This is a genomic window from Trinickia camelliae (assembly GCF_053525655.1).
In genome coordinates this window covers 329,676-351,799 of record NZ_JBCHAA010000005.1, presented here as the reverse complement: position 1 = coordinate 351,799, position 22,124 = coordinate 329,676, and the positions used below count along the sequence as shown (strand labels likewise).

The following is a 22,124-nucleotide window of genomic DNA, read 5'->3' as shown; positions in this document are numbered from 1 at the left end:
TGACGGGCTGCAGCGCCGGGTCGGCCAGGAAATCGTTCGGCAGCGAGCACGGCGCGGCCGGGTCGGCGCAGGTCAATTCGATGGCGGTCGGCGAGCGCATGCCCTCGTTGTAGGTCGCGTAGGCGGTGAAGCCGGGCGTCGGGTTCCAGTTCACACCGATCGCCGGGTTGAAGCGCGAGAACACATGGCTGCCGTTCAGAAGCGGCTGCAGGCCGCTTTCGTCGCCGATGTCGGCCTTCGCCCAGTCATAGCGCCCCGCGAGCGTCAGCGTCCATTGCTTCGTCAGCGACAGCGTGTCTTGCAGGTAGAACCCGAGGTTGCCGTCGCGCGTTTTCGCGTCGACTTGCTGAACGAAATCGCCGATGCCGATCGTCGCGCGTGACGCGGTAAAGGTCGCGTCCTGCGTCGATTGCGTGTAGTGCGAGTTCGCGAAATCGGCGGCCATGCCCGCGACGAACTGGTTCTCCATGCCACCGAGCTTGCCGAGCAGCGTCAGTTGCAGGCTCGCGCCGTAGCTGTCGGTATCGATCGAGGATTGGACGTTGGTGCCTTCGAGCGTGTCGATCGTGCCGTCGGGTAGGACTTGTCCGTAATTGGTGTTGGTGTTGCTGCTCGTGTTCGTATTGACGAAGCGGCGGAAGTAGACGTTGCCGGAGAGTTCGACGTGGTCGTTGAAGTAGTGGTCGCCGGAGAGCGTCACGTAGCCGGCGCTATTCTGGTTCTGGTCAGGAAACGTGTACGCCTGCCTGAAGTTGTCGAGGAACGAGCGCGGAATCGTCTGCGTGCCTTGCAAGTCGTTGTCGGCGCCGCCGGCGGACAAAGAGACCGTGGTGTTCGCATCGGTGTAGCGCAGCTTGCCGAAGCCCTGGCGCACGCGGCTCGAATTGTGGTCGGCCCAGCCGTCGTCGTTTGCGGCGTCGCCGGTGACGTAGTAGTCGAGGTTCGGGCCGATCGTGCCGCCTTGCTCGATTTGCGCGGTTTTGCGGCCCCATGAGCCGCCCGTCACTTCGGCCTCGCCGCCCGGGTTCTCTTTGCCGTTCTTGGTCGAGATCGCGATCGCGCCGCCGAGCGTGTTCAGGCCGAACGTCGGGTTCGAGCCGGGGATCAACTGGATCGTGTCGATGGCTTGCTGCGGAATCAGGTCCCAGTTCACGACGTCGCCGAACGGTTCGTTGATCCGCACGCCGTCCATGAACACCGACAAGCCTTGCGCCGTGCCCACCAGCGGCGAGGCCGTGAAGCCGCGGTAGTTGATGTCGATCTGATACGGATTGCCTTGCGCCTCGTTGACGTCGACGCTCGGCAGGTTCTTTTCGAAGAAGTCGGTGAGCGTGCTGCGGTGCTGGTGTTCGAGGTCTTGTGCGTGCACGGTTTGCACGTTTGCGGGCACGAGCGATAGCGGCGTGCCGATGCCGAGCAGCGGCGTGGTGCCGATGACGATGACGGGGGCGAGAGTCAACGCATTGCCGGACGCGGCTGTAGAAACCGTCGATGGCGCCGAAGCGGAACCCTCCATATCGGCCTGCGCCCTCGCCTTTACGCAGAGACCCGCTAGCGCTCCCCCGACAAATAAAACGACGCCTGTACTGTGCCTAAGCCCACGCCAGCGACGCCGTCCATCGGCCGCGCCCATATCCGCCTCCCCCTTTGCAAATCCAAGGCGAACGATCAATTCGAATGACTTGGACCCTATCGTTCAATGTGATGTGCCACGACAATTCCGTCAGTGATGCTTTCTATTCGGCACTCTTGCTGCTGCCCATCGACCACCTTGCAGTTCGACGCTCCGGAGGAAACACATGCCAAGTGCCGTCATCGTGTCTAAAGAACAAGATCACGATTGATCCTTCCACCCGCAGCCATTCCACTCGAACGTGGCGCCTGCGTCCGGAGCCCGCATAGCCGAATCTGCTGATTCTTACCTGGGTCGCCTGAGACGACGTGAGCCACCTTTCCACCAACATCCGCAAGCGACTCATCGGCGCGCTCCTTAACGTCGAGACGGGTGGCGAGGCAACAGCGAGAACCGTGCCATTGCGGTCAAGCGGGCATTGGTCGTCTCTCACGACACGATCGATCGAAAGATGCCGCCGGCGCCCGATGCCGAAAGCAGCGATGGCGTTGCGCGATGGACGGCGTGCCTGTCCTCTTTTGCAACACCCGGTGCGTCAGCATGCAACAGCCTGTGCGCAGGCCGTGGTCTGCCTCGCAAGCGTTCAAGCGCCGCCCTCAGAGGCCACGGACGGGTACCCACCCATCTGCGCAAGCAGCGCCGGCACTTGCCGCGCAGGCCCGGATAACGAAGCGATGCGTTCACCTCTCGGCATGGAGCTTGCGTAATCGGCGCGGACCGCCTCTCTCAAGCGGTTAACTTCACCAAGACGTTCTACTCAAGGAGACGACCATGACCTGGACCCCCCCCGCCTATACCGACCTTCGCTTCGGCTTCGAAATCACGATGTATATCGCCAACCGTTAACGCAACGCTAAAGCCGACCGCGCGCCGCAACGACGACGGCGCGCGGCAGCGCCAGGACCCACGCTCATGAAGATCAAGATTCTCGGCTCGGGCGCAGGCGGCGGACTGCCGCAATGGAACTGCAACTGCGCGAACTGTACGAGCGCGCGCCAGGAGGAAAGCGACATCACGCCACGTACGCAATCGTCGATTGCGGTGAGCGAGAACGGCGTCGACTGGATTCTGATCAACGCCTCCCCCGATCTGCTGACGCAGCTGCGGGCCCATCCCGAGCTTCAGCCTGCCCGCTCGATACGCGACAGCGGCATTGCGGCTGTGCTGCTGATCGATGCGCAAATCGATCACGTCACCGGGCTGCTGATGTTGCGCGAGCGCTCGACGCCCTTGCCGCTCTATGCGTGCCGCCCCGTCTTCGACGATTTGTCGAGCGGCTTTCCCATCGTCCCGCTGCTGGGCCACTACTGCGGCGTGGAGCGGCACGAGATCACCCTCGACGAACCCTTTTCGATCGCCCCCGCAAACGGCCTGCGCTTCACGGCGATTCCGATCGACAGTAAAGCGCCGCCCTATTCCCCGCGCCGAAACGCATCCGCGCCGGGCGACAACATCGGCTTGCTGATCGAGAACGTCGCGAGCGGCACGCGTGTGTTCTACGCGCCCGGACTCGCCTCGGCTTCGGCCGCCGTTCGTCACGCGATGGAATCGGCGCAACTGGTTTTGGTCGACGGCACCTTCTGGCGCTCGACCGAAATGATCGACTTGGGCTTGTCCAACAAGCATGCAAGCGACATGGGCCACCTCGCCCAATGCGGGCACAACGGCATGCCGGGCATGGTCCAGTTGCTGGACGCGCTGCCTAGCGCCACCCGCAAGGTGCTGATTCACATCAACAACACGAATCCAATTCTCAATCCTCATTCCGCCGAGCACGCCGTCATCCGCGCACGCGGCATCGAAGTCGCGTACGACGGAATGTATTTTCAGGTCTAGCCATGAATGCAGCGCTGCCATCCACGATCTCCGACTCGACGCCTTGGACGACGGACGAGTTCGAAATACGCTTGCGCGCGCTCGGAACGCGCTATCACATTCACCACCCCTTCAATCTGCGCATGAACTCCGGGCAGTGCTCGCCCGAGCAGATTCGCGGCTGGGTGGCCAATCGCTTCTACTATCAGATCAACATTCCGCTGAAGGACGCGGCCATTCTGTCGAATTGCCCGGACCGCGAAACGCGGCGGATCTGGATCGAGCGCATCCACGACCACGACGGTCACGGCGCCGACGCCGGGGGTATCGAGGCATGGGCGCGGCTTGCCGATGCGGTCGGGATCGAGCGCGACGCGCTCTGGTCGCTCGAGCACGTCTTGCCGGGCGTGCGCTTTGCCGTCGACGCCTACGTGAATTTCGCGCGGCGCGCGCCGTGGCAGGAAGCCGTTTGCTCGTCGCTCACGGAGATGTTTGCGCCAAAGATCCATCGCGAACGCCTGGCCGGCTGGCCCACCCTCTATCCGTGGGTGGAGCCGCAAGGGCTGCATTACTTTCGCAGCCGCATTCCACTCGCGCAGCGCGACGTCGAACATGGGCTCGCGGTGACCCTCGCCTACTTCACCACACGCGAAGCGCAACAACGCGCGCTGGCCATTCTGGAATTCAAGCTCGACATCTTGTGGTCGATGCTCGATGCCATCGAAAAGGCGTATCCACTATGAACCTCGCCGAATCCGAAAACCGCGCCTGCCCCTGCCCTCGCCTGCGAAAGATGTTCAGGCTCCAGTGGGAAGACGCGCAAAGCGCCTACGTGCTGCTGTATCCCGAAGGCATGGTCAAGCTCAACCCAAGCGCGGGCGAGATCCTCGTGCGATGCGACGGCACGCGCGAACTCGACGAGATCATCGGCGAGTTGGAGAGGCTCTTTCACACCTCCGATCTCGCCGTCGACGTCTATCGCTTCATCGATCACGCACGGCAGCGCGGCTGGCTCGACTGACATGGACGCACAACCGACTTCCGCCGCCCCGCCGCTGTGGCTGCTCGCCGAGCTGACTTATCGGTGTCCGCTGCATTGCGCGTTTTGCTACAACCCCGTCGACTTCGCGCGGCACGACGCCGAGCTCGATACCGATACGTGGCTGCGCGTCATCGGCGAGGCGCGCAAGATGGGCGCCGCGCAGATCGGCTTTTCCGGCGGCGAACCGCTCTTGCGCGACGACCTCGAAACGCTGGTCGCGCACGCGCGCGGGCTCGGTTTCTATACGAACCTCATCACGTCCGGCATCGGCTTGAACGAGACGCGCATCGGCGAGTTGAAGCGCGCCGGGCTCGACCACATCCAGCTGTCGTTTCAAGACTCGACGCGCGAACTCAACGACTTCCTGACCAGCACGCGAACCTTCGAGCGCAAGCAGCGCGTCGCCGGCTTGATCAAGGCGCACGATTACCCGATGGTGCTCAACTGCGTTTTGCACCGCTATAACCTCCCGCACGTTGCGCAGATCATCGAGATGGCCCTGGAAATGGGCGCCGAATATCTCGAGCTCGCCAACACCCAATACTACGGCTGGGCCATGCTGAATCGCGCTCAGTTGATGCCGACGGCCGAGCAGCTTCGCGAAGCCGAAGACATCGTCAACCAATACCGCAAACGCATCGGCGACCGTTGCCGGATTCTGTTCGTGGTCCCCGACTACTTCGAGACGCGGCCGAAAGCCTGCATGAATGGATGGGGCTCGGTGTTCCTTGCGGTCTCGCCGGATGGCACCGCTTTGCCCTGTCATGCCGCGCGGTCCCTGCCCGGCCTCGAGTTTCCGAACGTGCGCGATGCGTCGCTATCGGATATCTGGCATTCCAGTTCCGGTTTCAACGCCTATCGCGGCGACGCTTGGATGCGCGAACCGTGCCGCACCTGCGATGAACGCGAGGCCGACCATGGCGGATGCCGATGCCAGGCCTACATGCTGACTGGCGACGCGGCTGCAGCCGATCCCGTTTGCGCGAAGTCCGCCGATAACGGGAAAATCGAACAGGCCGTGATGTTTGCGCGTACATCGGCAAGCAAAGCGGCAAGTCAAACCGATGAGCAGCCGCTGATCTTCCGGAGCCGAGAGAACTCGGTGCGCTTCGGGTAGCGTTCGCGGCGCGCTGGACAAATCTCACGCTGAGCAGCGAACGCTCCACCTCAACCCGCTTGAATGCATACGCATGTCGCACGCCGCCGATCGAGCGGCGCGCGACACGCTTCGTACGTGCAACGTGAAGAGACGGCGCGAACTTATTGCGGAGTCTTGCCGTTGAGCGGCGTCTTGGACGCCTTCGCGCCATCCGCGGTCAACTTGGCCGAACCGGCGGTATAGCCGTTCGAGGACAGCAAGAACGCCATGATGTCGGCATAGTCTTGATCCTTCAGCTTGCCGGGCCGGTCTGCGGGCATGTTGGTCGCCATGTAGCCGAACACGCCGCCGATGGTCAGATGTGAATTCGCCACCGGCGCAAATGCGGGTCCGCTCAGCGCGGGCGCATTGAGGCCCTTCAGATCCGCGCCGTGACACTTCGCGCACGAGCTCGAATAAAGGCTCTTGCCGTGCTTGACCTGTGCGTTGTTGAACGACGGCGCATCGTCGCCGGCGCTGGCGTCGACCTTGATGAAACCGCCTTGATCCTGCGTGCCGGAGCGAGTCAGCTCGGCCGTCGAAACAGTGGCGAGACGAATCGGGCCGTCGCGGTAGGAAAACGTCGTCTTAGGCGGCAGCGCAGCCTGTGCGCCTTCCGGAAGCACCCATTGCCGGGTCAGCACAGTCAAGCGGCCATCCGCCTTCATCTTGCTCAGCGCCGCATCGATCCGCCGTTGCAACAACGCGTCCTTCTGTCCAAATGCAAAGACCAGGTGCCAGTCGGCATATGGCGAGGTCGTGCCTGAAATCGCAAAGCGCTGCTGCGGATGGGCAATCGAATAAGCGACAACCGCTGGATACCAGACGATGGCGCGCTGCGCGTGTCCTCCCGCCACCGAGGCAATCGTCAGCTCCGGTGTGCTTTCCAGGTCCAGCTTGACGTTCGGCTGTTGAACCGCAATCAACTGGGCAGGCGTCGCGTACGTTGCGGCGACGATGTCTGCTCCCAAGGGCTGCGCGCTCGCGCCGTTCGCTGCCACGCTCACATAGCCGGAACGCAGGTAGCCGCGCGAAAACCGCAGCTTGCTGTCGGACGCGTCGGCCACCGACGACCAGGGGAAGCCCGCGATCACGTCGCAGTTCTTAGTGAGCGCCCGATGGAGCTCCTTCAGCGAAACACCGTCATCGTCGCTGCCGTCGAATGCGCCGGTTGTCACCGCAGCTGGGACTCCCGCCGTCCTGAAGGCTTCGAGCGCGACTGCCTGATCGAGCGTCGCCGATGGACTCCCTGGAAACGTACACACGCGCACGTCCGCGCTTGCAAGGCTGGGCGAAAGCGCCGCGCCGGCCAAGAGCAAGCTGGCGACGGCGAACGAATTGAGTCGAATCTTCATGATCATGCTTCCGATAAATGCCTCGAGAACACGGCGGCGAATCCGCGCGCTGGCCGCGCACCGCCGTGCCTCTGTCGCGGGAGTCAGCCGTGGTTGAGTGCGAACACGTAGAGCGTTCCCCCGACCGGCACCTTCTCGGCCGCCTTCGCCATCGGGCCGCCCCAGATCGGATTGGCGCCGCCGTAGCCCGTCAGGATTGCGACGTACTCCTTGCCGTCGACCTCGAATACCGAAGGCTGCGCGACGATGCCGCTCGCGAGCTTGGGGCTTTGCCAGACGACCTTGCCTGTCGTTTCGTCGAACGCGTACAGGTGCCCGTCGAGCCCGCCGCTGAACACGAGGCCGCCCGCCGTCGTCGTGACGCCGCCGTTCCAGGGCAGCTTGCTCCAATGGCTCCAGACCTTCTTGCCGGTGTTGACGTCGATCGCCTGCAGCTCGCCGTAGCCTTTGCTGCCCGGTTCCGGCTTGATCTCGAAGCCTTCGCCGAGATACGGCAAACCCTCCATGAAGTTGACCGACTTGCCGGTCAACGACATGCAGGCGTGCAGCGCCGGAACGATCGCCAGATGCTTCTCGGGGTCGTACGAAAGCGTCCACCAGTTCTTGCCGCCGAGGAAGCTGGGGCACGTCTCGATCGTCGTGCCCGCCTTCGGATATTTCGTCGCGTCCTGGATCGGCGAGCCGTCGGCGTTATAGCCCGTCACGGACTTCGTCACGACGAACGGCTTCGCGTAGATCAGCTTGCCCGTGGTGCGGTCGATGGCGTGGAAGAAGCCGTTGCGGTCCGCGTGAATGATGGCGTCGTAGTCCTTGCCTTCATACGTGATCTTGGCGAGCACGGCGGCATTCACGCCGTCGTAGTCCCAGGTGTCGTGCTTCGTGTACTGGTAGTGCCATTTGAGATCGCCGTTCTTCGGGTCGAGCGCGAGCAGCGAATCGGAGTAGAGATTGTCGCCGGGACGCAAGTCGGCGAGCCACGGTCCCGGATTGCCGGCGCCCCAGTAGAGGGTCTTGGTTGCGGCGTCGTAGGTGCCGGTCATCCACGCCGGGGCGCCGCCGTGCTCCTGCATGCCGTCGGGCCAGGTCTTCGCGTCCTTGTCCCCGGCATTCGGAATCGTGAAGCGCTTCCAGAGCACCGAGCCGTCGTCGGCATTCAACGCGGCGATGAAGCCGCGCGCGCCGTATTCGCCGCCGGAGTTGCCGACGATGATCGCTCCATTCAAGGCAAGCGGGGCCAGCGAGAATGCGTAGCCGATGCCGGGATCGAACATCTGCTTCTTCCAGACGACTGCGCCGGTTTGCGCGTCGAGCGCCGCAACCTCGCCGCTCAGCATCGCGATATAGACGTTCTTGCCGTACAGCGCGACACCGCGATTGACCACATCGCAACACGCGGTCTTGAAGGACTCAGGTCCGAGATTCGGCTCGTATTTCCAGAGCTGTTTGCCCGTCACCGCGTCGAAGGCGTAGACGTTGTCCTTTGGCGTGCTGACGAACAGGTAGCGCCCGTTGATGATCGGCGTCGCTTCGAAACCTTGCTTTAACTCGGCGGGGAACTTGTAGCTCCACACTTGCTTGAGGTCCTTGACGTTCGACGCGTCGATCTGCTTGAGCGGCGAATGGGCCTGCCCGTTGTAGGTGCGGTAGTAGGTCAGCCAACCGGGGTCGTCCTGCGCCGAGGTCAATCGTTCGGAGGTCACGGCCGGGTATTCGTCGGCGGCGGCCGCCGATCCCATCCCCATGGCCACCACCGTCGCGACTGCCATCGCCAGCAGTGTGGGCCGCGCCGCTATCGCATAGCGTGCTTTCATCCTTGTCTCCTTGAGTGTCGACGCTATGCCATGCGGCCGGCGCCATCTTCGGTTGAATGCAGTCTGGCTGCGCGGCGTTCTACGCAAGTCGTATGCCATTCGCTTCAACCTTGGCAGCGTGCCCTCGCATAGGCATGAATCGCATGCCAAGAACACGCGGCCATTCGGCGCAAGCGTTGTGGCGCTGTTGCAGCGTGGTACAGCTCAAGCTCGATGTGTTGCTAAACAGGACACTTCAACGCGCACGCAACCGTGGTCGCTTCACACGACGGAAGTGATTCGGTCACCGGCACGCATGTTGCGTTGGGTCGTGCGCCTCGAATCTCACTTTCAGGAACGGGAACCATGATCGCTTCGGCACGGCGCTATTCGAGTTTCGCGCGCTATCGGTTCGCTGCGTCGCGCAGCGTGGCTGCCGTTCCGGTGAGTGGTTGCGTTGCTTGGCGGATTGCCGCTCCCTTAGCCGTTCATTGCGAAGTCATAGAGAGAAAGCGGCTTTGCGCAATCGCGCTTGCCGTGCTCGGGCTTCACGGGCTGCTCGCTATCGAAGCCTTTCGCGTGTTCGAATCGAAGGCGACCACGAGCGAGCCCACGGCACTCGACGTTCAGTTGAGCGTCTTTGCGCCTCCACGTGCCCCCATGTCTACAGGGCCGGCGCTTTCGCACCCCCTTGACCGGAATGCATCAAAGGCGACGCAAACATTGCCCTCTCCTGCTACGCCGCCGCATTCTCGTCACTCGATGGCCGCTCCCATCCGCCGTGCCCCCTCGCCCGCTGCCACGCGGGCTTCACAAGCTGCGCAGGCGAGCGCGAATCCCCCGTCAAGCATCGCCGCTCTTAGCCCCGCGCCGCCGTCGTCCCAAACCGCGCCCGAGCATGACGCCAGCGCCGCCACCCCGAGCGCTAAGCGGTCGGAGAACGAATCTGAATCGTCGGAGAGCGTCGCCGCGCAAACGGCTAGCGCACCCAGCTTCAATGCCGCTTATCTGCACAACCCGCCGCCGGCCTATCCGGAGATAGCCCAGCGTCGCGCGTGGGAAGGCGCCGTGTTGCTGAAGGTTCACGTGCTCGCCAACGGCAAGCCGGACCATATCGAAGTTGTGTCGTCGAGCGGCCATCCGCCCCTCGACGAGGCCGCGCAAGAGGCGGTGAACGGCTGGCGCTTCATACCGGCAAAGCGCGCAGCGCAGGCCGTCGACGGATGGGTGCAGGTGCCCATCGAATTCAAACTCGGAACCTGAGGTCCCAACCATGTCCGACATCGTTACGCGTTATATCGTCGACTTTGCCCTTGGTCTGCTCGCCACGCTCTCCGCGCTGAGTTGGGTGCTGATATTGAGCAAGGCCATCACGCACTGGCGCGTCGCAGCACAAAATCGCCGGTTCACCGAAGCCTTTTGGCACACCGCCCAGCAAGATCCTTCACGTGCGCTCGGCACTCCGCCACAGGCAGGCGCATGCGCCAAAGGACGCCTCGCGCGCATCGCCGCCGACACCCTGAGCACCGATGCACCCGCCGGGTCCGGCCAGCAGGCGGAGATCGCGCGATGGGACAGGCATGAGGTTCTGGAACGTTCGCTCAACCAGCAGATCCAGCGCGAGCGCAGAACGCTCGAACAGGGGTTGACGCTGCTTGCATCGATCGCCAACGTCGCGCCATTCGTCGGGCTCTTCGGGACAGTCTTCGGCATCATCCATGCCTTGCACTCGGTGGCGAGCGGGTCGTCCACGGGCATCGCGGGCATTGCGGAACCGGTCGGGCAAGCCCTCGTGGCCACTGGCGTCGGTATTGCCGTGGCGATTCCAGCGGTGCTCGCGTACAACCTTTATCTTCGGCGCGTTCGCGTGAGCGCAGCCGATCTCGAAGACTATGCGACCGACCTCGTCAATCTCGCGCAGCGGATCGGTTTCAGGCTCGGGCATTCGCATACCGCGACAGACGCCGGCACGTCGACTACGGCACGGCACCCGGACGAGGTGCAGGCATGATTTCGCGTTCGACTGACAAAGACGACGAACCGCTCGCGGCAATCAACATCACGCCGCTCGTCGACGTGATGCTGGTGCTGCTTGCCATCTTCCTCGTGGTCGCGCCGCTGCTGACGCACGCGATACGCGTCGATCTGCCGAAAGCCGCCGCTGGCACGGCCGAGCCGCGCGAGCATGCGGTAACGCTTACGCTCGATGAGCGAGGCAAGGTGTTTATCGACGGACACGAGACACCCTTCGAGAAGCTCGAGCCCGTGCTTGCTGGCCTTGCGGCGCGCGATTCGCACTTGAGCGTGAATCTTCAGTCCGATCGACGCGAGCCGTTCGGCGAGGTGGCGAAGGTGATGGGCGTCGTCGGGCGAGCCGGGATCGTGCACGTGGCGATCGCGACAGCAGATAACGGCGATGTTCACGGCAAGGCGCCGTGACTCCGCGGTCCGCCAACTGGCGACGCGCAGACATAAGCTGCTCGGCGAAAGAAACGGAGACGCGCAGCGCCTTCGCTCCAATCGACTATCCACCCACGCGAGCACGTAGCGAGTAACGCAGTCCGAGGCGCAAACTGTATCGGAAATTACTGCTTTGCTCGATCCGCGATCGCTTTGCGTTAAGGGTGGGCTCATGACCAACACATCATCCGGCCTTGCAACTGGGCAACTCGACCATGTCTCAGTCTGGAGTTTGATCAAGCCGTATTGGGTCTCCGAGGAACGCGGCGCCGCGTGGGGACTGCTGACGGCAATCGTCACAATGGACCTGTTGATGGTAGGCATCAACGCCCGGCTGAACACGTGGAGCCGCGATTTCTACGATGCACTGGAAAGCAAGAACGTCCGCGAATTTCCGCAGCTTGTGCTGATTTTTGCGGTACTCGCGTTCGCCTTCATCATCCTCTCCGTGTACAACCGCTATCTGCGTCAAATGCTTGGCTTTCGATGGCGCCAGTGGCTGACCCAGCGCTATCTGAACAGATGGCTGGACGGCGCCATCTTCTATCGAGTCGAGCGCGATCGGCTCGCCGACAATCCAGACCAGCGTATTGCCGCTGACCTCAACCTGTTCGCGACCACAACCCTTTCTCTCACGCTCGATCTGCTGTCGACGGTCGAGACGCTGGTCTGGTTCTCCATCGTCCTGTGGAGCACGGCGGGCGCTTTGACAATCGGGGTCGGCTTGTCATCCGTTCAGATTCCGGGCTACATGCTTTGGGCAGCCCTCGTCTATGCGATTGCCGGTGCGCTCGTGACCAACAGAATTGGTCACCCGCTCGTGTCGATCAACTACCAGTTGCAACGCGTCGAGGCGGATTTTCGGTTTGGCTTGATCCGGTTGCGCGAAAACGCCGAGGAGATTGCGTTTTACGAAGGCATGCAAACCGAGGAATCGAATGCCAACGACCTTTTCGCGCGCATTCGTGAAAACTGGTGGCGCTTCATGAAGTACACGAGGCGCTACAGCTTCGTGCTCAACTTTTATGCGCAGATCGCCGACATCTTTCCGATCATCGTTGCGTCGCCGCGCTATTTCGCTGGCGCGGTAACGTTCGGCACGCTGATGCAGATTACCGACGCATTCAGTTCGGTAAGCGAATCGCTCTCCTGGTTCATAAACAACTACGATACGCTCGTCGAGTGGCGTGCGACGGCAAACCGTCTGAGCGAATTCGAGCGCGTCATGCAGCAATCCCATCTGAAGGAGTCTGTCTCGCCGGCCACCGCGCATGGCGGCATCAACCTGCACTATGTCGATGAGAACCAGCTCGTTACGCGCAACCTCGTGCTTGCGTTGCCAGATGGCAATACGCTTGCGAATGTGCCTGACATCGCCGTAAAGCCTGGTTCACGTTGGCTTGTCCGCGGGGCGTCTGGCTCAGGGAAAAGCACGTTTTTACGTTCGCTCGCGGGTCTCTGGCCGTTCGGCAACGGCTCGATCGATGCACCTGTGGGCGCGCACATGATGTTCATCCCCCAGCGGAGCTATTTGCCGGCAGGCACCTTTAAAGCCGCACTTGCCTATCCCGCGAAGCCGAACACCTTTAGCGACGATGAATGCCGCGAGGCACTGCGTGCGTGCCGGCTTGAGCGCTTTGCGGACCGGCTTCAGGAGTCGGATCCCTGGTGGCGCATTCTTTCCCCGGGCGAGCAGCAGCGGCTGGCGGTTGCGCGTGTGCTGCTGCACAAGCCCGACTATCTGTTTCTCGACGAGGCAACGAGCGCGCTTGACAGCGAAATTGAAGCGCATCTGTATCACCTGCTCACAGAACGACTGCACAAAGGAGCGATCGTCAGCGTGGCACAGCGCAAGTCCCTTGTGCAGTTCCACGAGGAGACGCTCGATATCAAGCGCCCCTAATCGGGGAAGGCGACCTGACCGTGTTCGGGTGTTACCTCGGCTAGTTGCCACCGCAATCGGAATGACACATCGAAAGAGGCCCTCGCCAATGGATCCGTTAACTCCCGCAAGCCAGGCATCTACCCTGCCTAAGGTAGTGGCGATTGCCGGGCTCGTTTTCTCATCGTTGATGATCATCGGCCTCGCGATCGTTCGCCTGGCATTCCCGGACATTCCAGCCGAGCAGATCACGATCAAGCACGGCTTCCGAAATGAATTCGTGCTCGCAGTGCACCTTGTGCCCTTTGCCGGCATTGCCTTTCTGTGGTTCCTGGGCGTCCTGCGCGACCGGATAGGGACGATGGAAGATCGATTTTTCGGAACGGTGTTTCTGGGAAGCGGCCTGCTCTTCGTCGCGTGTCTGTTCGCGTCGGCGGCCATTGCCGCATCGATTCTCGGCATCACACAAGCATCGGGTCAACCACTGCGCAACGATGTCTACTTCCTCGCACGGCATGTCGGCTATGCGTTCCTGAACATCTTCGCCATCAAGATGGCTGGGGTCTTCATCATGTCGACCTGCACCATTGCGTTGCGTACCGCAATCCTTCCACGCTGGATTGCATTTTCCGGGTATGCATGCGGCCTGGTGCTACTGATAGTCATCACTGACTGGCCGTGGATCGCGATGTTATTTCCGCTATGGACGACGTTGGTTAGCCTGCATATTCTCGTCGCGCGTCATGGACCGGCCACTACGCGGTAGTACACCCCGTTGGCGCCGTAATACGGACTGAAGATAATTGCCCGGCTCGTCGAAGAACGTCGCACGGGCCATGCGTGGCAGGTGGTCCGTTGAGCCAATCCACATTCGAACCTGGACACCACGAGCAGTATTGGCGTGGCATGTGAGAAGTGCAATTGGCTCTTGGTCCTATATCGGTGTCGCTCGCGCTCGCCGCGACACATCCCAAAGCTGGCCATACGGCCTCTATACCGTCGTCAGGCACCACCGTTTCAATGCGCCGGGTCATCTTTCTATTGCGGCACGCGATCGCGCAGCGAATCGTAGATCGGCGGACAGTGCACCATGGTGGGAACAATCATTGCAGCAAAGCACGCTGTCAGCATCGGCAGGAGCAGCGTGAAATTTCCCGTCATCTCTGTAGCGAGGATGATGCCCGTTATGGGTGCGCGTACAACGGCCGTGAAGAAGGCCGCCATGGCGACAACCGCGAATGCAGCGGGATCCGCGGTCACACCAGGGAACCAGTGAACGCAAATTTTTCCGAAAGCGAGGCCGGCTTGCGCGCCGACAGCGAGCATCGGCGCAAACAGCCCGCCCGGGGTGCCGGCCGCGTATGAGACAGCGCCCAGCGCGAAACGGACTATAAAAATGAGCGCGATGGCGGTGAGCGAGCCTGTTCCTTCGAGCGCACGTTGCGCAATGGCGTCGCCGCCACCCACCAGGTCGGGTGCGAACCAGGCCAGTACGCCTACGCCGGCACCCACCAGCCCTGCTCGCGCTTCGGCGGGCCAACGCGACAAGCGGTCGGCGACCTTAAGAGCGCCCAATATTGCCTTGTTGTAGGCAACCCCAAGCATACCGACGACTACCCCGAGTGCAAGGTACGAGGGCACTGTCCCGAAGCCGGGGAAAGGTTGCGCCATCAACCGGAAGTCCGGCAAATCGCCATGGATCAGGCGTGCTACCGCAATCGCTCCTGCGGAGGCGCCGAGCGCCGAGATTGCGGTACGCGTCTCGAACCTTCGAACCAATTCTTCCAGTACAAACACCGCACCGGCGATGGGTGCGTTGAACGCGGCAGCCAATCCAGCCCCGGCGCCAGCGGCCAATAACACCCGGCAATTGGCTGCGTCCCGGCGAAAGAGCGTCCCGATACGATGAGCGATCGAGGCGCCCATCTGAACGGCTGGCCCCTCACGGCCAAGGGCTAGACCGCAACCGATCGCCAGCACACCGCCGACGAACTTCACCGGAATAAGGACAATCTGTGCGGGGGGTTGCTCTCCGTGCAAGACGGCTTCAACGTGAGGAATTCCGCTGCCGCTTGCCTGCGGTGCAAACCGACCGACGAGCCACACCGCCAAGGCTGTCGAGGCCGCTATCGCAACGACCACAATGCAAAAGCCAAGAACATTTTCCGCGTGTGCCCACGTAAGGAACAAAGCACGGAATCTGTCTGCCTCTTCAAGCGAGCGACGAAACAGCACCCCTACCAACCCGGCCACCGCGCCCACCATGAGCGACAGAAGACCCATTGCGATTAGCCCGCCTTGATTCTCTTCAGCCGTGGTCGGCTTCATGATTGGTACACGTCGATTTACGACGGTGCGCAGGACCCGTAGAGCACGAACACGTCCTGGCTGGTGCGTTGCGGCCCGACGATGGCTTTCGTCGCGAAGTTGATGCGTATGAATGAAGTCAATATAGGTAACTGCGCCATTGAACGACAATGGGCCTTTGGTCTCATACCCAGCCAATACGAAATCACTTTTCTGTATGTTTTCCCTTGAGAGCGGCCGGCGGGCGGCGCGGCGGCGAAGCGCCGGAACCAGTGTCCGCCGCGGGTGAGATCACTTGCCGTGATCATGTCTCGATCAGCACTTTCAGCGCGTGCGTATCGGCGGCCCGGCCAAACGTGTCGTAGGCAGCGCCGATCTCGGCGAGCTTGAAGCGGTGCGTGATGAGCGGCTTCGGATCGAGCTTGCCCGAGCGCACCGTCTTTAGCAGCATTGGCGTGCTGACGGTGTCGACGAGTCGTGTCGTGATAGCAATGTTGCGGTCCCAGAGCTTCTCGAGAAAGAGGTCGGCCTTCACGCCGTGAACGCCGACATTCGCAATCGTTCCGCCCGGCGCGACCAGCGCCTCGCACAGCTCGAAAGTCGCCGGCACGCCAACCGCTTCGATCACGCAGTCCACGCCGATGCCCTCGGTCAGCTTCATCACGGCCTCGACCGGCTCGGTCGCGCCGATGTCGATGCAGTCGGTCGCGCCAAAGCGATGTGCGATTTCGAGGCGGTTCGTATCGCGGTCGATCATGATGACCCGCGCCGGCGAATAGAACTGCGCGGTAAGAAGCGCGGCGAGCCCGATCGGACCTGCGCCGACGATCGCCACCGTGCAGCCGGGCTCCACCTTGCCGCTGAGCACGCCGCATTCGAAGCCCGTGGGCAGGATGTCGGACAGCATCACGAGCGCCTCTTCGTCCGCGTCCGCCGGAATCGGGTACAGGCTCGTCTCGGCGTGCGGAATACGCACGAATTCCGCCTGCGTGCCGTCGATCTTATTACCGAGAATCCAGCCGCCTGTGGTGCAGTGCGAGTACATGCCGCGCCGGCAGTACTCGCACTTGCCGCACGACGTGATGCAGGAAATCAGCACGTGATCGCCGGGCTTGAACGACGAGACCGCGGAACCCGTTGCGTGAATGATGCCCACTCCCTCATGACCGAGAATGCGGCCCGGCTCGCAAGTCGGCACGTCGCCTTTGAGGATGTGTAGATCGGTGCCGCAGATGGTCGTGCGCGTAACGCGCACGATCGCGTCGGTGGGATTGATGATCGCGGGCATCGGAAGCTCGTCGAGCGAGCGCTTGCCGGGACCGTGGTACACGAGGGCTTTCATCGCAGGTCTTCCTCCATGACGCGAAACGAAGCGTTTCGGATGAAAATCACTTTAGGCTCGGAGGCGCCAACCGAATTGACGTACGTCAATCGCCACAGATCGCTCAAGCTTCATTGACGTGGATCAGGAGACGGCATCGGAGAGCCCGCATCATGAAGCGAAGCCCGCCAGCGTCGCTTTACGCAAATCCCATCCGGAGGCCACGCATGAAACTGACTTTCCTAGGCGCCACCGAGACGGTCACCGGCTCGAAATACCTCCTCGAAGGCGCCGGGCTGCGCCTCCTGATCGATTGCGGCCTGTTCCAGGGCACCAAGAACCTGCGGCTGCGCAACTGGGCGCCGCTGCCGTTGCCCGTCGATACGCTCGATGCCGTGATCCTCACGCACGCCCACCTCGATCACTCCGGGTACCTGCCCGTGCTCGCGCAAATGGGCTACCGCGGCCCGGTGTACGGCACCTCGGGCACCGTCGACTTGTGCGGCGTGATGCTGAAGGACAGCGCAAAGCTGCAGGAAGAAGAAGCCGACTTCGCGAATCGCCACGGTTTCTCGAAGCACCGCCCGGCGCTGCCGCTCTATACGATGGAGGACGCGGAACGCGTGCTCAAGCAGCTCGTGCCCTGCGATTTCGACGATCCCGTCGCGCTGAAAAACGGCGTGTCCTTCCGCCTGCTTCCGGTCGGGCACATCCTCGGCGCCGCGAGCCTCCTCGTGCACATGGGCGGCAAGCTGATCGCGTTCTCGGGCGATCTCGGGCGCCCCGTCGATCCAATCTTGCGCGCGCCGATGCCGCTCGCGCACGCCGACTACCTCGTCGTCGAATCGACCTACGGCGACCGTCTCCATCCAGAGGGCGATCCCGCCGCCGAACTCGAAGCGATCTTCACTCGTACGTTCAAGCATGGCGGCGTCGTCGTGATTCCGTCCTTTGCGGTCGGCCGCACGCAGTCGATCCTGCGCTATATCGCGTTGCTGAAGGAAACAGGAAGGATGGCCAACGTTCCTGTCTATCTCGACAGCCCGATGGCGATCAGCGTCACCGAGCTATACCGGCGCCATCTGCGCGAACACCGGCTCACGCTGTCGCAAGCGGACTCGATCAGCAAGGCCGCAATGATGGTGCGCACCGTCGATCAATCGAAGGAGGTGACGGGCCGGCGCGGACCGATGGTCGTGATCGCGGGCAGCGGCATGGCGACCGGAGGCCGCGTGCTGCATCACCTGAAGGCGTTCGCGCCCGATCCGCGCAACACGATCGCGCTCGTCGGCTACCAGGCGGCCGGCACGCGCGGTGCGGCGCTCGAAGCGCACGCGCCCACGCTCAAGATTCACGGCGAATACGTGCCGGTGCGAGCGGCGATCGAATCGATTTCGTCGCTGTCGGCGCATGCCGACTATCGCGAGACGCTCGCGTGGCTTGCATCGATGTCGACGCCGCCCGAGCGCACCTTCATCACGCACGGCGAACCGGCGGCAGCCGATGCGCTGCGGCGCCGGATCGAGGAAACGCTGCATTGGCCGTGCGAGGTGCCGACCTACCTCGAATCCGTCGACCTGCCTGAGGCGTCGCGCGAGGAACACGCGCAGGCCATTTCCACGCCGACGAGCGAGGAGCGGTTTCCCTACAGATGAATCGCGTGCGCCATCTTCTGCTCGATCCAGACCATTCCTTCGCGCAATCCTTCGAGCACCGCCTCCCGCTCGGTTCCGAATACGGTGTGATGCTTGAACTTGTGCTCGAATTTGCCTTTCGGATCGTCGTGGCCGACGTGGATGGTGCAAGCGAATCCGCCCGGAACAGGCTTGACCTCGGCCGAAACGGACCAGTCGCGCTCGCTGATTTTGCCTGACACTGCCATGGTGAGTCCCTCGATTCCATCTGTCTAAAAGCCCTTCGCGGCCTATTGCATATGCATGCCGCCGTTGACCGCGACATCCGCGCCGGTCACAAACGCCGCATCGTCCGAACATAGGAACGCAACGAGCGCGGCGACTTCATCGGCGCGCCCGAGCCGCCCGACCGGAATCTGCGGCAGGATGCGCTGTTGCATGACGTCGTCGGGCACCGAGGCGACCATGGGCGTATCGAGGTAACCGGGCGACACGGTGTTGACCGTCACGCCGTGCTTGGCGACTTCGAGAGCCAGCGCTTTCGTGAAGCCGTGCACGCCTGCCTTCGCCGCCGAATAATTCGTCTGCCCGAACGCGCCGCGCGAGCCGTTCACCGACCCGATGTTCACGACGCGCCCGAAGCCGCGCTCCACCATCCCGCCAATAAACGGCTTGGTCACGTTGAACAGCGCGTCGAGATCCGTGCGCATCACCGCGTCCCAATCATGCTTCGTCATCTTCGCGAACGAGGTGTCGCGCGTGATGCCCGCATTGTTGATCAGGATGTCGACCGTGCCGTGATCCTCGAGGACGCGCTTGGCGCATTGCTCGCACGAGTCGAATTCGGCGACGTCCATCTCGTAGGCGTAGAACTTGCGCCCCGCGTCCCGTTCGTGCATGAGCCACATCGGCACATGATCGTTGCGCTCGGAATGCGACATCGCCACCGTCATCCCCATGGCGAAGAGACGCCGGCTGATCGCCGCGCCCAGGCCACCCATGCCTCCGGTTACGAAGGCAACACGTTTAGCGGACATGCTGTTCTCCTCGAAAAAGAAACGCGCTCGTATCGTGGCGCGGCACATCATCGGCTGGCGCGGCGAGCCGCGCGGCAAATTCATCTCGTGAGTTCACTTTACGCAGCGCGGCCCAAGTTCAATTGATCTGCATCAATCTGCAAAAAAACGTCCCTCCTAGACTCCGAATCACGCCAAGGCGCGTCATTTCCTTTCTTGGGAGCTACTGCAATGAGTTACAAAAGCATCCTCGTTCACCTCGATACGAGTAAAGCCGTGCACGCGCGGTTCGAACTCGCGCTGCGGCTTGCCAAGCAATTCGATGCGTACCTGACTGGCCTTTTCTCAGTCTTCCAGCCCGATCCGCGATCCCTCAACGTGATGGCAGGCACCGCCGACTATTACATCGAGCACGAAAAGATCCGCACCGAAGAACGAGGCGCGATCGAGCGCCTGTTTCACGCGGAGCTCGCACGCGCGAAAGTCGCCGGTGAATGGAAGCTGGCGGACGAATACGCCAACATCGCAGTCCCCGCAGCGGCGCGGCTGGCGGATCTGACCATCCTCGGCCAGGAAAATCCGTACGATGCCGAATCGTTTGTCGCCGACCAGTTCGTCGAGAACCTCGTCTTGAGCGCCGGACGCCCGGTGTTGCTCGTGCCGTACGCCGGACAGTTTCCGACAGTGGGCAGCAACGTCCTCTTCGCATGGGACGGCAGCCGCGAGGCCACCCGCGCGCTGCACGACGCCCTGCCGTTCCTCGCGCACGCGAAGCGGATCACCGTGTTCAGCGTGAACCCGCTCGAAGGCGAGCCGCCCGCGAGTCGCGTTCCCGGCGCGGACATCGCCGCAATCATCGCGCGGCACGGCGCGAACGTCGTGACCGAAGCGATCGAGGGCGTGCGCGGTGTGCCCATCGGAGAGATGTTGCTGTCGCGCGCATCCGACCTCGGTGCGGACTTGATCGTGATGGGTGGCTACGGCCACTCGCGCTGGCGCGAGCTGGTGCTCGGCGGCGCCACGCGCTCGATTCTGAAATCGATGACCGTGCCGGTGCTGATGTCGCATTGACGCGGCATCAAGCCAGCAGGGCTACCTTAGTGACTGAACGACGAGGCTTCATCATGTACAAACGCATCCTCGCGCCGATCGACGGCAGCGACACCGCGAAGCGCGCATTCGATTTCGCGCTCAAGACCGCGCGCGAAAACCGCGCCGAACTCATCCCCCTCTATATCGTCGACGTGCCGATGGTGGCCTACCAGGCGCCCGGCTGCGACCCGTCGATCGTGCGCGACGCCTTGTTGCGGGAAGGCGAAAACCTCAAAACCGAAGCGCTCGCCGTCATGCAGCGCGAAAACATCAAGGGCACGCCGCGCGTGGTCGAAGCCGACATACCCGGAAGCGACATCGCGCAATGCATCCTGGACGAGGCGCACAAGACGCACGCGGATCTGGTCGTGATGGGCACGCACGGCCGGCGCGGCGTTCGCCGGCTCGTACTCGGCAGCGTCGCCGAGCGTTTCGTGCGTCTGTCCTGCTGTCCGGTGCTGCTGATTCCCGGCAGCGTGGAAAGCGCCACGCCAGAGCACGCGGCGACGGCATCCGCAGCGGCGGCCGCCCAAACCGAAAAGGAACCGTCATGAGCTACCAGACTTTGCTCGTCCATATCGACGACAGCCGCCACAGCGACGCGCGCGTGGCCTTCGCGCTCGATCTCGCGCACCAGCACAACGCGCATCTGATCGGTCTTTACGTGGTCTGCCAGGACATGTTCCGGCCGTTGCTCAAGCGTGACGACAGCTTGAATCTGGGCAAGCTGGAAACGCAGGGCGTCGAGCGCAAGAACCGCGCGCACGAGCATTTTGTCGCAGCGGCCGAGCGTGCCGGATGCCGGTTCGAGTGGCAAGCGCCTGCAGGCCCGGCGCTCGAGGCTGCGACCTTGTACGCCCGCCACGCCGATCTCGTGATCGTGGGCCAGGAAGACCTCGGCGATCAGGCGTCCTATATCGCACGCGATTTCGTCGAAGACCTCGTCATGGCAGCCGGGCGCCCCGTGATCGTTCTGCCTTATACGATGTCCTTCGCGGGCCGTGTCGCGTCGTTCGGCAACAACGCGGTCGTGGCATGGGACGGCACCCGCGAAGCCGCGCGTGCACTCGCCGATGCCTTGCCAATCCTCAAGCGCGCCCGCTTCGTGACGGTGACGACCGTGGAAAAGCATCCCGGCCGCGACGAGCCGCCTGGTTTCGACGTCTCCGGCTATCTGGAGCGGCACGGCGTGCGCGCGGGGTTTGCCTCGATTCCGCGAGCGTCCGGTGTCAGCACCGGCGCCACGCTCTTGAATCAACTGAGCGACGTGCACGCCGACCTGCTCGTGATGGGCGCCTATGCACACGCACGCGCGAGGGAACGTGTGCTGGGCGGCGTCACCCACACCTTGCTCGAGACGATGACGGTCCCCGTGCTGATGTCCCATTGACTACGGAACACCTTGGTTCGCAGCGCCCCGTGCGCCGCATGCGCACGAATATCGGAAAATTGAAAGAATGCCGCGGACTTCGCTTTGGTAGCCGTTCGGGATCGCACCATCTGGCGGGCAGGTCCGCATTTGCAATACGTAGACAATCTAGGACAATTTGTCTGAGAGACCGGTATCGTCCCCCTGCGCCGGGCCACCCGCCAAGCGTCCTTTGCCCCTCGGGCAAAGGACGCAACGTCGATCAAGGCA

Annotated in this window: 21 protein-coding genes; 14 read left to right on the top strand and 7 right to left on the bottom strand. The window is 62.7% G+C overall.

Features of this window, described 5'->3' with window-relative positions; translation table 11 throughout:
* On the bottom strand, nt 1-1,633 hold a 1,633-nt coding region (locus AAHK20_RS11875; RefSeq protein WP_449181639.1), incomplete at its 3' end, for a TonB-dependent receptor.
* A gap of 771 nt (nt 1,634-2,404) precedes the next feature.
* Here AAHK20_RS11875 and pqqA point away from each other — a divergent pair.
* From pqqA to pqqE, 5 genes are all read left to right on the top strand, one after another.
* Entirely contained in the window at nt 2,405-2,479 is a 75-nt protein-coding gene (gene pqqA, locus AAHK20_RS11870) for a pyrroloquinoline quinone precursor peptide PqqA (protein WP_449181655.1), read from the top strand.
* 66 nt (nt 2,480-2,545) lie between these two features.
* Nucleotides 2,546-3,469 (top strand): pyrroloquinoline quinone biosynthesis protein PqqB, encoded by a 924-nt coding sequence (gene pqqB / locus AAHK20_RS11865; RefSeq protein WP_449181638.1) that lies wholly within the window; start codon nt 2,546-2,548, stop codon nt 3,467-3,469.
* 2 nt (nt 3,470-3,471) lie between these two features.
* Nucleotides 3,472-4,191, top strand: a complete 720-nt coding sequence (gene pqqC, locus AAHK20_RS11860) for a pyrroloquinoline-quinone synthase PqqC (RefSeq protein ID WP_449181637.1) — start codon at nt 3,472-3,474, stop codon at nt 4,189-4,191.
* Nucleotides 4,188-4,469, top strand: coding sequence for a pyrroloquinoline quinone biosynthesis peptide chaperone PqqD (gene pqqD / locus AAHK20_RS11855; RefSeq protein ID WP_449181636.1), 282 nt, complete (start codon nt 4,188-4,190; stop codon nt 4,467-4,469). The genes pqqC and pqqD overlap by 4 nt, the downstream gene beginning before the upstream one ends.
* A gap of 1 nt (nt 4,470) precedes the next feature.
* Nucleotides 4,471-5,607 carry a pyrroloquinoline quinone biosynthesis protein PqqE gene (gene pqqE, locus AAHK20_RS11850; RefSeq protein ID WP_449181635.1) on the top strand — a complete coding sequence of 379 codons (1,137 nt, stop codon included), beginning with the start codon at nt 4,471-4,473 and terminating at the stop codon, nt 5,605-5,607.
* A gap of 143 nt (nt 5,608-5,750) precedes the next feature.
* Here pqqE and AAHK20_RS11845 read toward each other — a convergent pair whose 3' ends face one another.
* Together AAHK20_RS11845 and AAHK20_RS11840 are read right to left on the bottom strand one after the other, a co-directional pair.
* Complete coding sequence (locus tag AAHK20_RS11845; RefSeq protein WP_449181634.1) at nt 5,751-6,983, bottom strand: c-type cytochrome; 1,233 nt, start codon at nt 6,981-6,983, stop codon at nt 5,751-5,753.
* A gap of 83 nt (nt 6,984-7,066) precedes the next feature.
* Nucleotides 7,067-8,794 (bottom strand): methanol/ethanol family PQQ-dependent dehydrogenase, encoded by a 1,728-nt coding sequence (locus AAHK20_RS11840; protein ID WP_449181633.1) that lies wholly within the window; start codon nt 8,792-8,794, stop codon nt 7,067-7,069.
* A 741-nt stretch (nt 8,795-9,535) separates the two neighbouring features.
* On the opposite strand from AAHK20_RS11840, the gene AAHK20_RS11835 reads away from it, so the two are divergent.
* The 5 genes from AAHK20_RS11835 (at nt 9,536) to AAHK20_RS11815 (ending at nt 13,881) form a co-directional block, all read left to right on the top strand.
* On the top strand, nt 9,536-10,036 hold the full coding sequence (locus tag AAHK20_RS11835; RefSeq protein WP_449181632.1) for an energy transducer TonB: 501 nt from the start codon (nt 9,536-9,538) through the stop codon (nt 10,034-10,036).
* Nucleotides 10,037-10,046: 10 nt separating this feature from the next.
* Complete coding sequence (locus AAHK20_RS11830) at nt 10,047-10,784, top strand: MotA/TolQ/ExbB proton channel family protein (RefSeq protein ID WP_449181631.1); 738 nt, start codon at nt 10,047-10,049, stop codon at nt 10,782-10,784.
* Nucleotides 10,781-11,212: an ExbD/TolR family protein gene (locus AAHK20_RS11825; protein WP_449181630.1), complete on the top strand. Its 432-nt coding sequence runs from the start codon at nt 10,781-10,783 to the stop codon at nt 11,210-11,212. Before AAHK20_RS11830 ends, AAHK20_RS11825 begins: the two co-directional genes overlap by 4 nt.
* A 193-nt stretch (nt 11,213-11,405) precedes the next feature.
* Nucleotides 11,406-13,136: an ABC transporter ATP-binding protein/permease gene (locus AAHK20_RS11820; RefSeq protein WP_449181629.1), complete on the top strand. Its 1,731-nt coding sequence runs from the start codon at nt 11,406-11,408 to the stop codon at nt 13,134-13,136.
* Between the two features lie 88 nt (nt 13,137-13,224).
* The gene (locus tag AAHK20_RS11815; RefSeq protein WP_449181628.1) at nt 13,225-13,881 is read left to right on the top strand and encodes a hypothetical protein; all 657 of its coding nucleotides are present in this window, start codon (nt 13,225-13,227) and stop codon (nt 13,879-13,881) included.
* A 272-nt stretch (nt 13,882-14,153) separates the two neighbouring features.
* On the opposite strand, the gene clcA is transcribed toward AAHK20_RS11815, so the two are convergent.
* The gene (clcA, locus tag AAHK20_RS11810) at nt 14,154-15,443 is read right to left on the bottom strand and encodes a H(+)/Cl(-) exchange transporter ClcA (protein WP_449181627.1); all 1,290 of its coding nucleotides are present in this window, start codon (nt 15,441-15,443) and stop codon (nt 14,154-14,156) included.
* Nucleotides 15,444-15,726: 283 nt separating this feature from the next.
* The gene (locus AAHK20_RS11805) at nt 15,727-16,764 is read right to left on the bottom strand and encodes a zinc-dependent alcohol dehydrogenase family protein (protein WP_449181626.1); all 1,038 of its coding nucleotides are present in this window, start codon (nt 16,762-16,764) and stop codon (nt 15,727-15,729) included.
* Between the two features lie 206 nt (nt 16,765-16,970).
* On the opposite strand from AAHK20_RS11805, the gene AAHK20_RS11800 reads away from it, so the two are divergent.
* Nucleotides 16,971-18,398: an MBL fold metallo-hydrolase RNA specificity domain-containing protein gene (locus AAHK20_RS11800; RefSeq protein WP_449181625.1), complete on the top strand. Its 1,428-nt coding sequence runs from the start codon at nt 16,971-16,973 to the stop codon at nt 18,396-18,398.
* Here the strand turns inward: AAHK20_RS11800 and AAHK20_RS11795 are convergent.
* On the bottom strand, nt 18,389-18,625 hold the full coding sequence (locus AAHK20_RS11795; RefSeq protein WP_449181624.1) for a UDP-glucose 4-epimerase: 237 nt from the start codon (nt 18,623-18,625) through the stop codon (nt 18,389-18,391). The genes AAHK20_RS11800 and AAHK20_RS11795 overlap by 10 nt on opposite strands.
* Before the next feature lie 42 nt (nt 18,626-18,667).
* Nucleotides 18,668-19,414, bottom strand: a complete 747-nt coding sequence (locus AAHK20_RS11790; protein WP_449181623.1) for a beta-ketoacyl-ACP reductase — start codon at nt 19,412-19,414, stop codon at nt 18,668-18,670.
* Between the two features lie 210 nt (nt 19,415-19,624).
* On the opposite strand from AAHK20_RS11790, the gene AAHK20_RS11785 reads away from it, so the two are divergent.
* From AAHK20_RS11785 to AAHK20_RS11775, 3 genes are read left to right on the top strand one after another with little or no spacing between them, the layout of a single operon-like run.
* Complete coding sequence (locus tag AAHK20_RS11785; RefSeq protein WP_449181622.1) at nt 19,625-20,464, top strand: universal stress protein; 840 nt, start codon at nt 19,625-19,627, stop codon at nt 20,462-20,464.
* Between the two features lie 53 nt (nt 20,465-20,517).
* Complete coding sequence (locus AAHK20_RS11780) at nt 20,518-21,039, top strand: universal stress protein (protein ID WP_449181621.1); 522 nt, start codon at nt 20,518-20,520, stop codon at nt 21,037-21,039.
* A complete protein-coding gene (locus AAHK20_RS11775) occupies nt 21,036-21,875 on the top strand; it encodes a universal stress protein (RefSeq protein ID WP_449181620.1) in 840 nt (279 codons plus the stop codon). Before AAHK20_RS11780 ends, AAHK20_RS11775 begins: the two co-directional genes overlap by 4 nt.
* Nucleotides 21,876-22,124 lie beyond the last annotated feature (249 nt).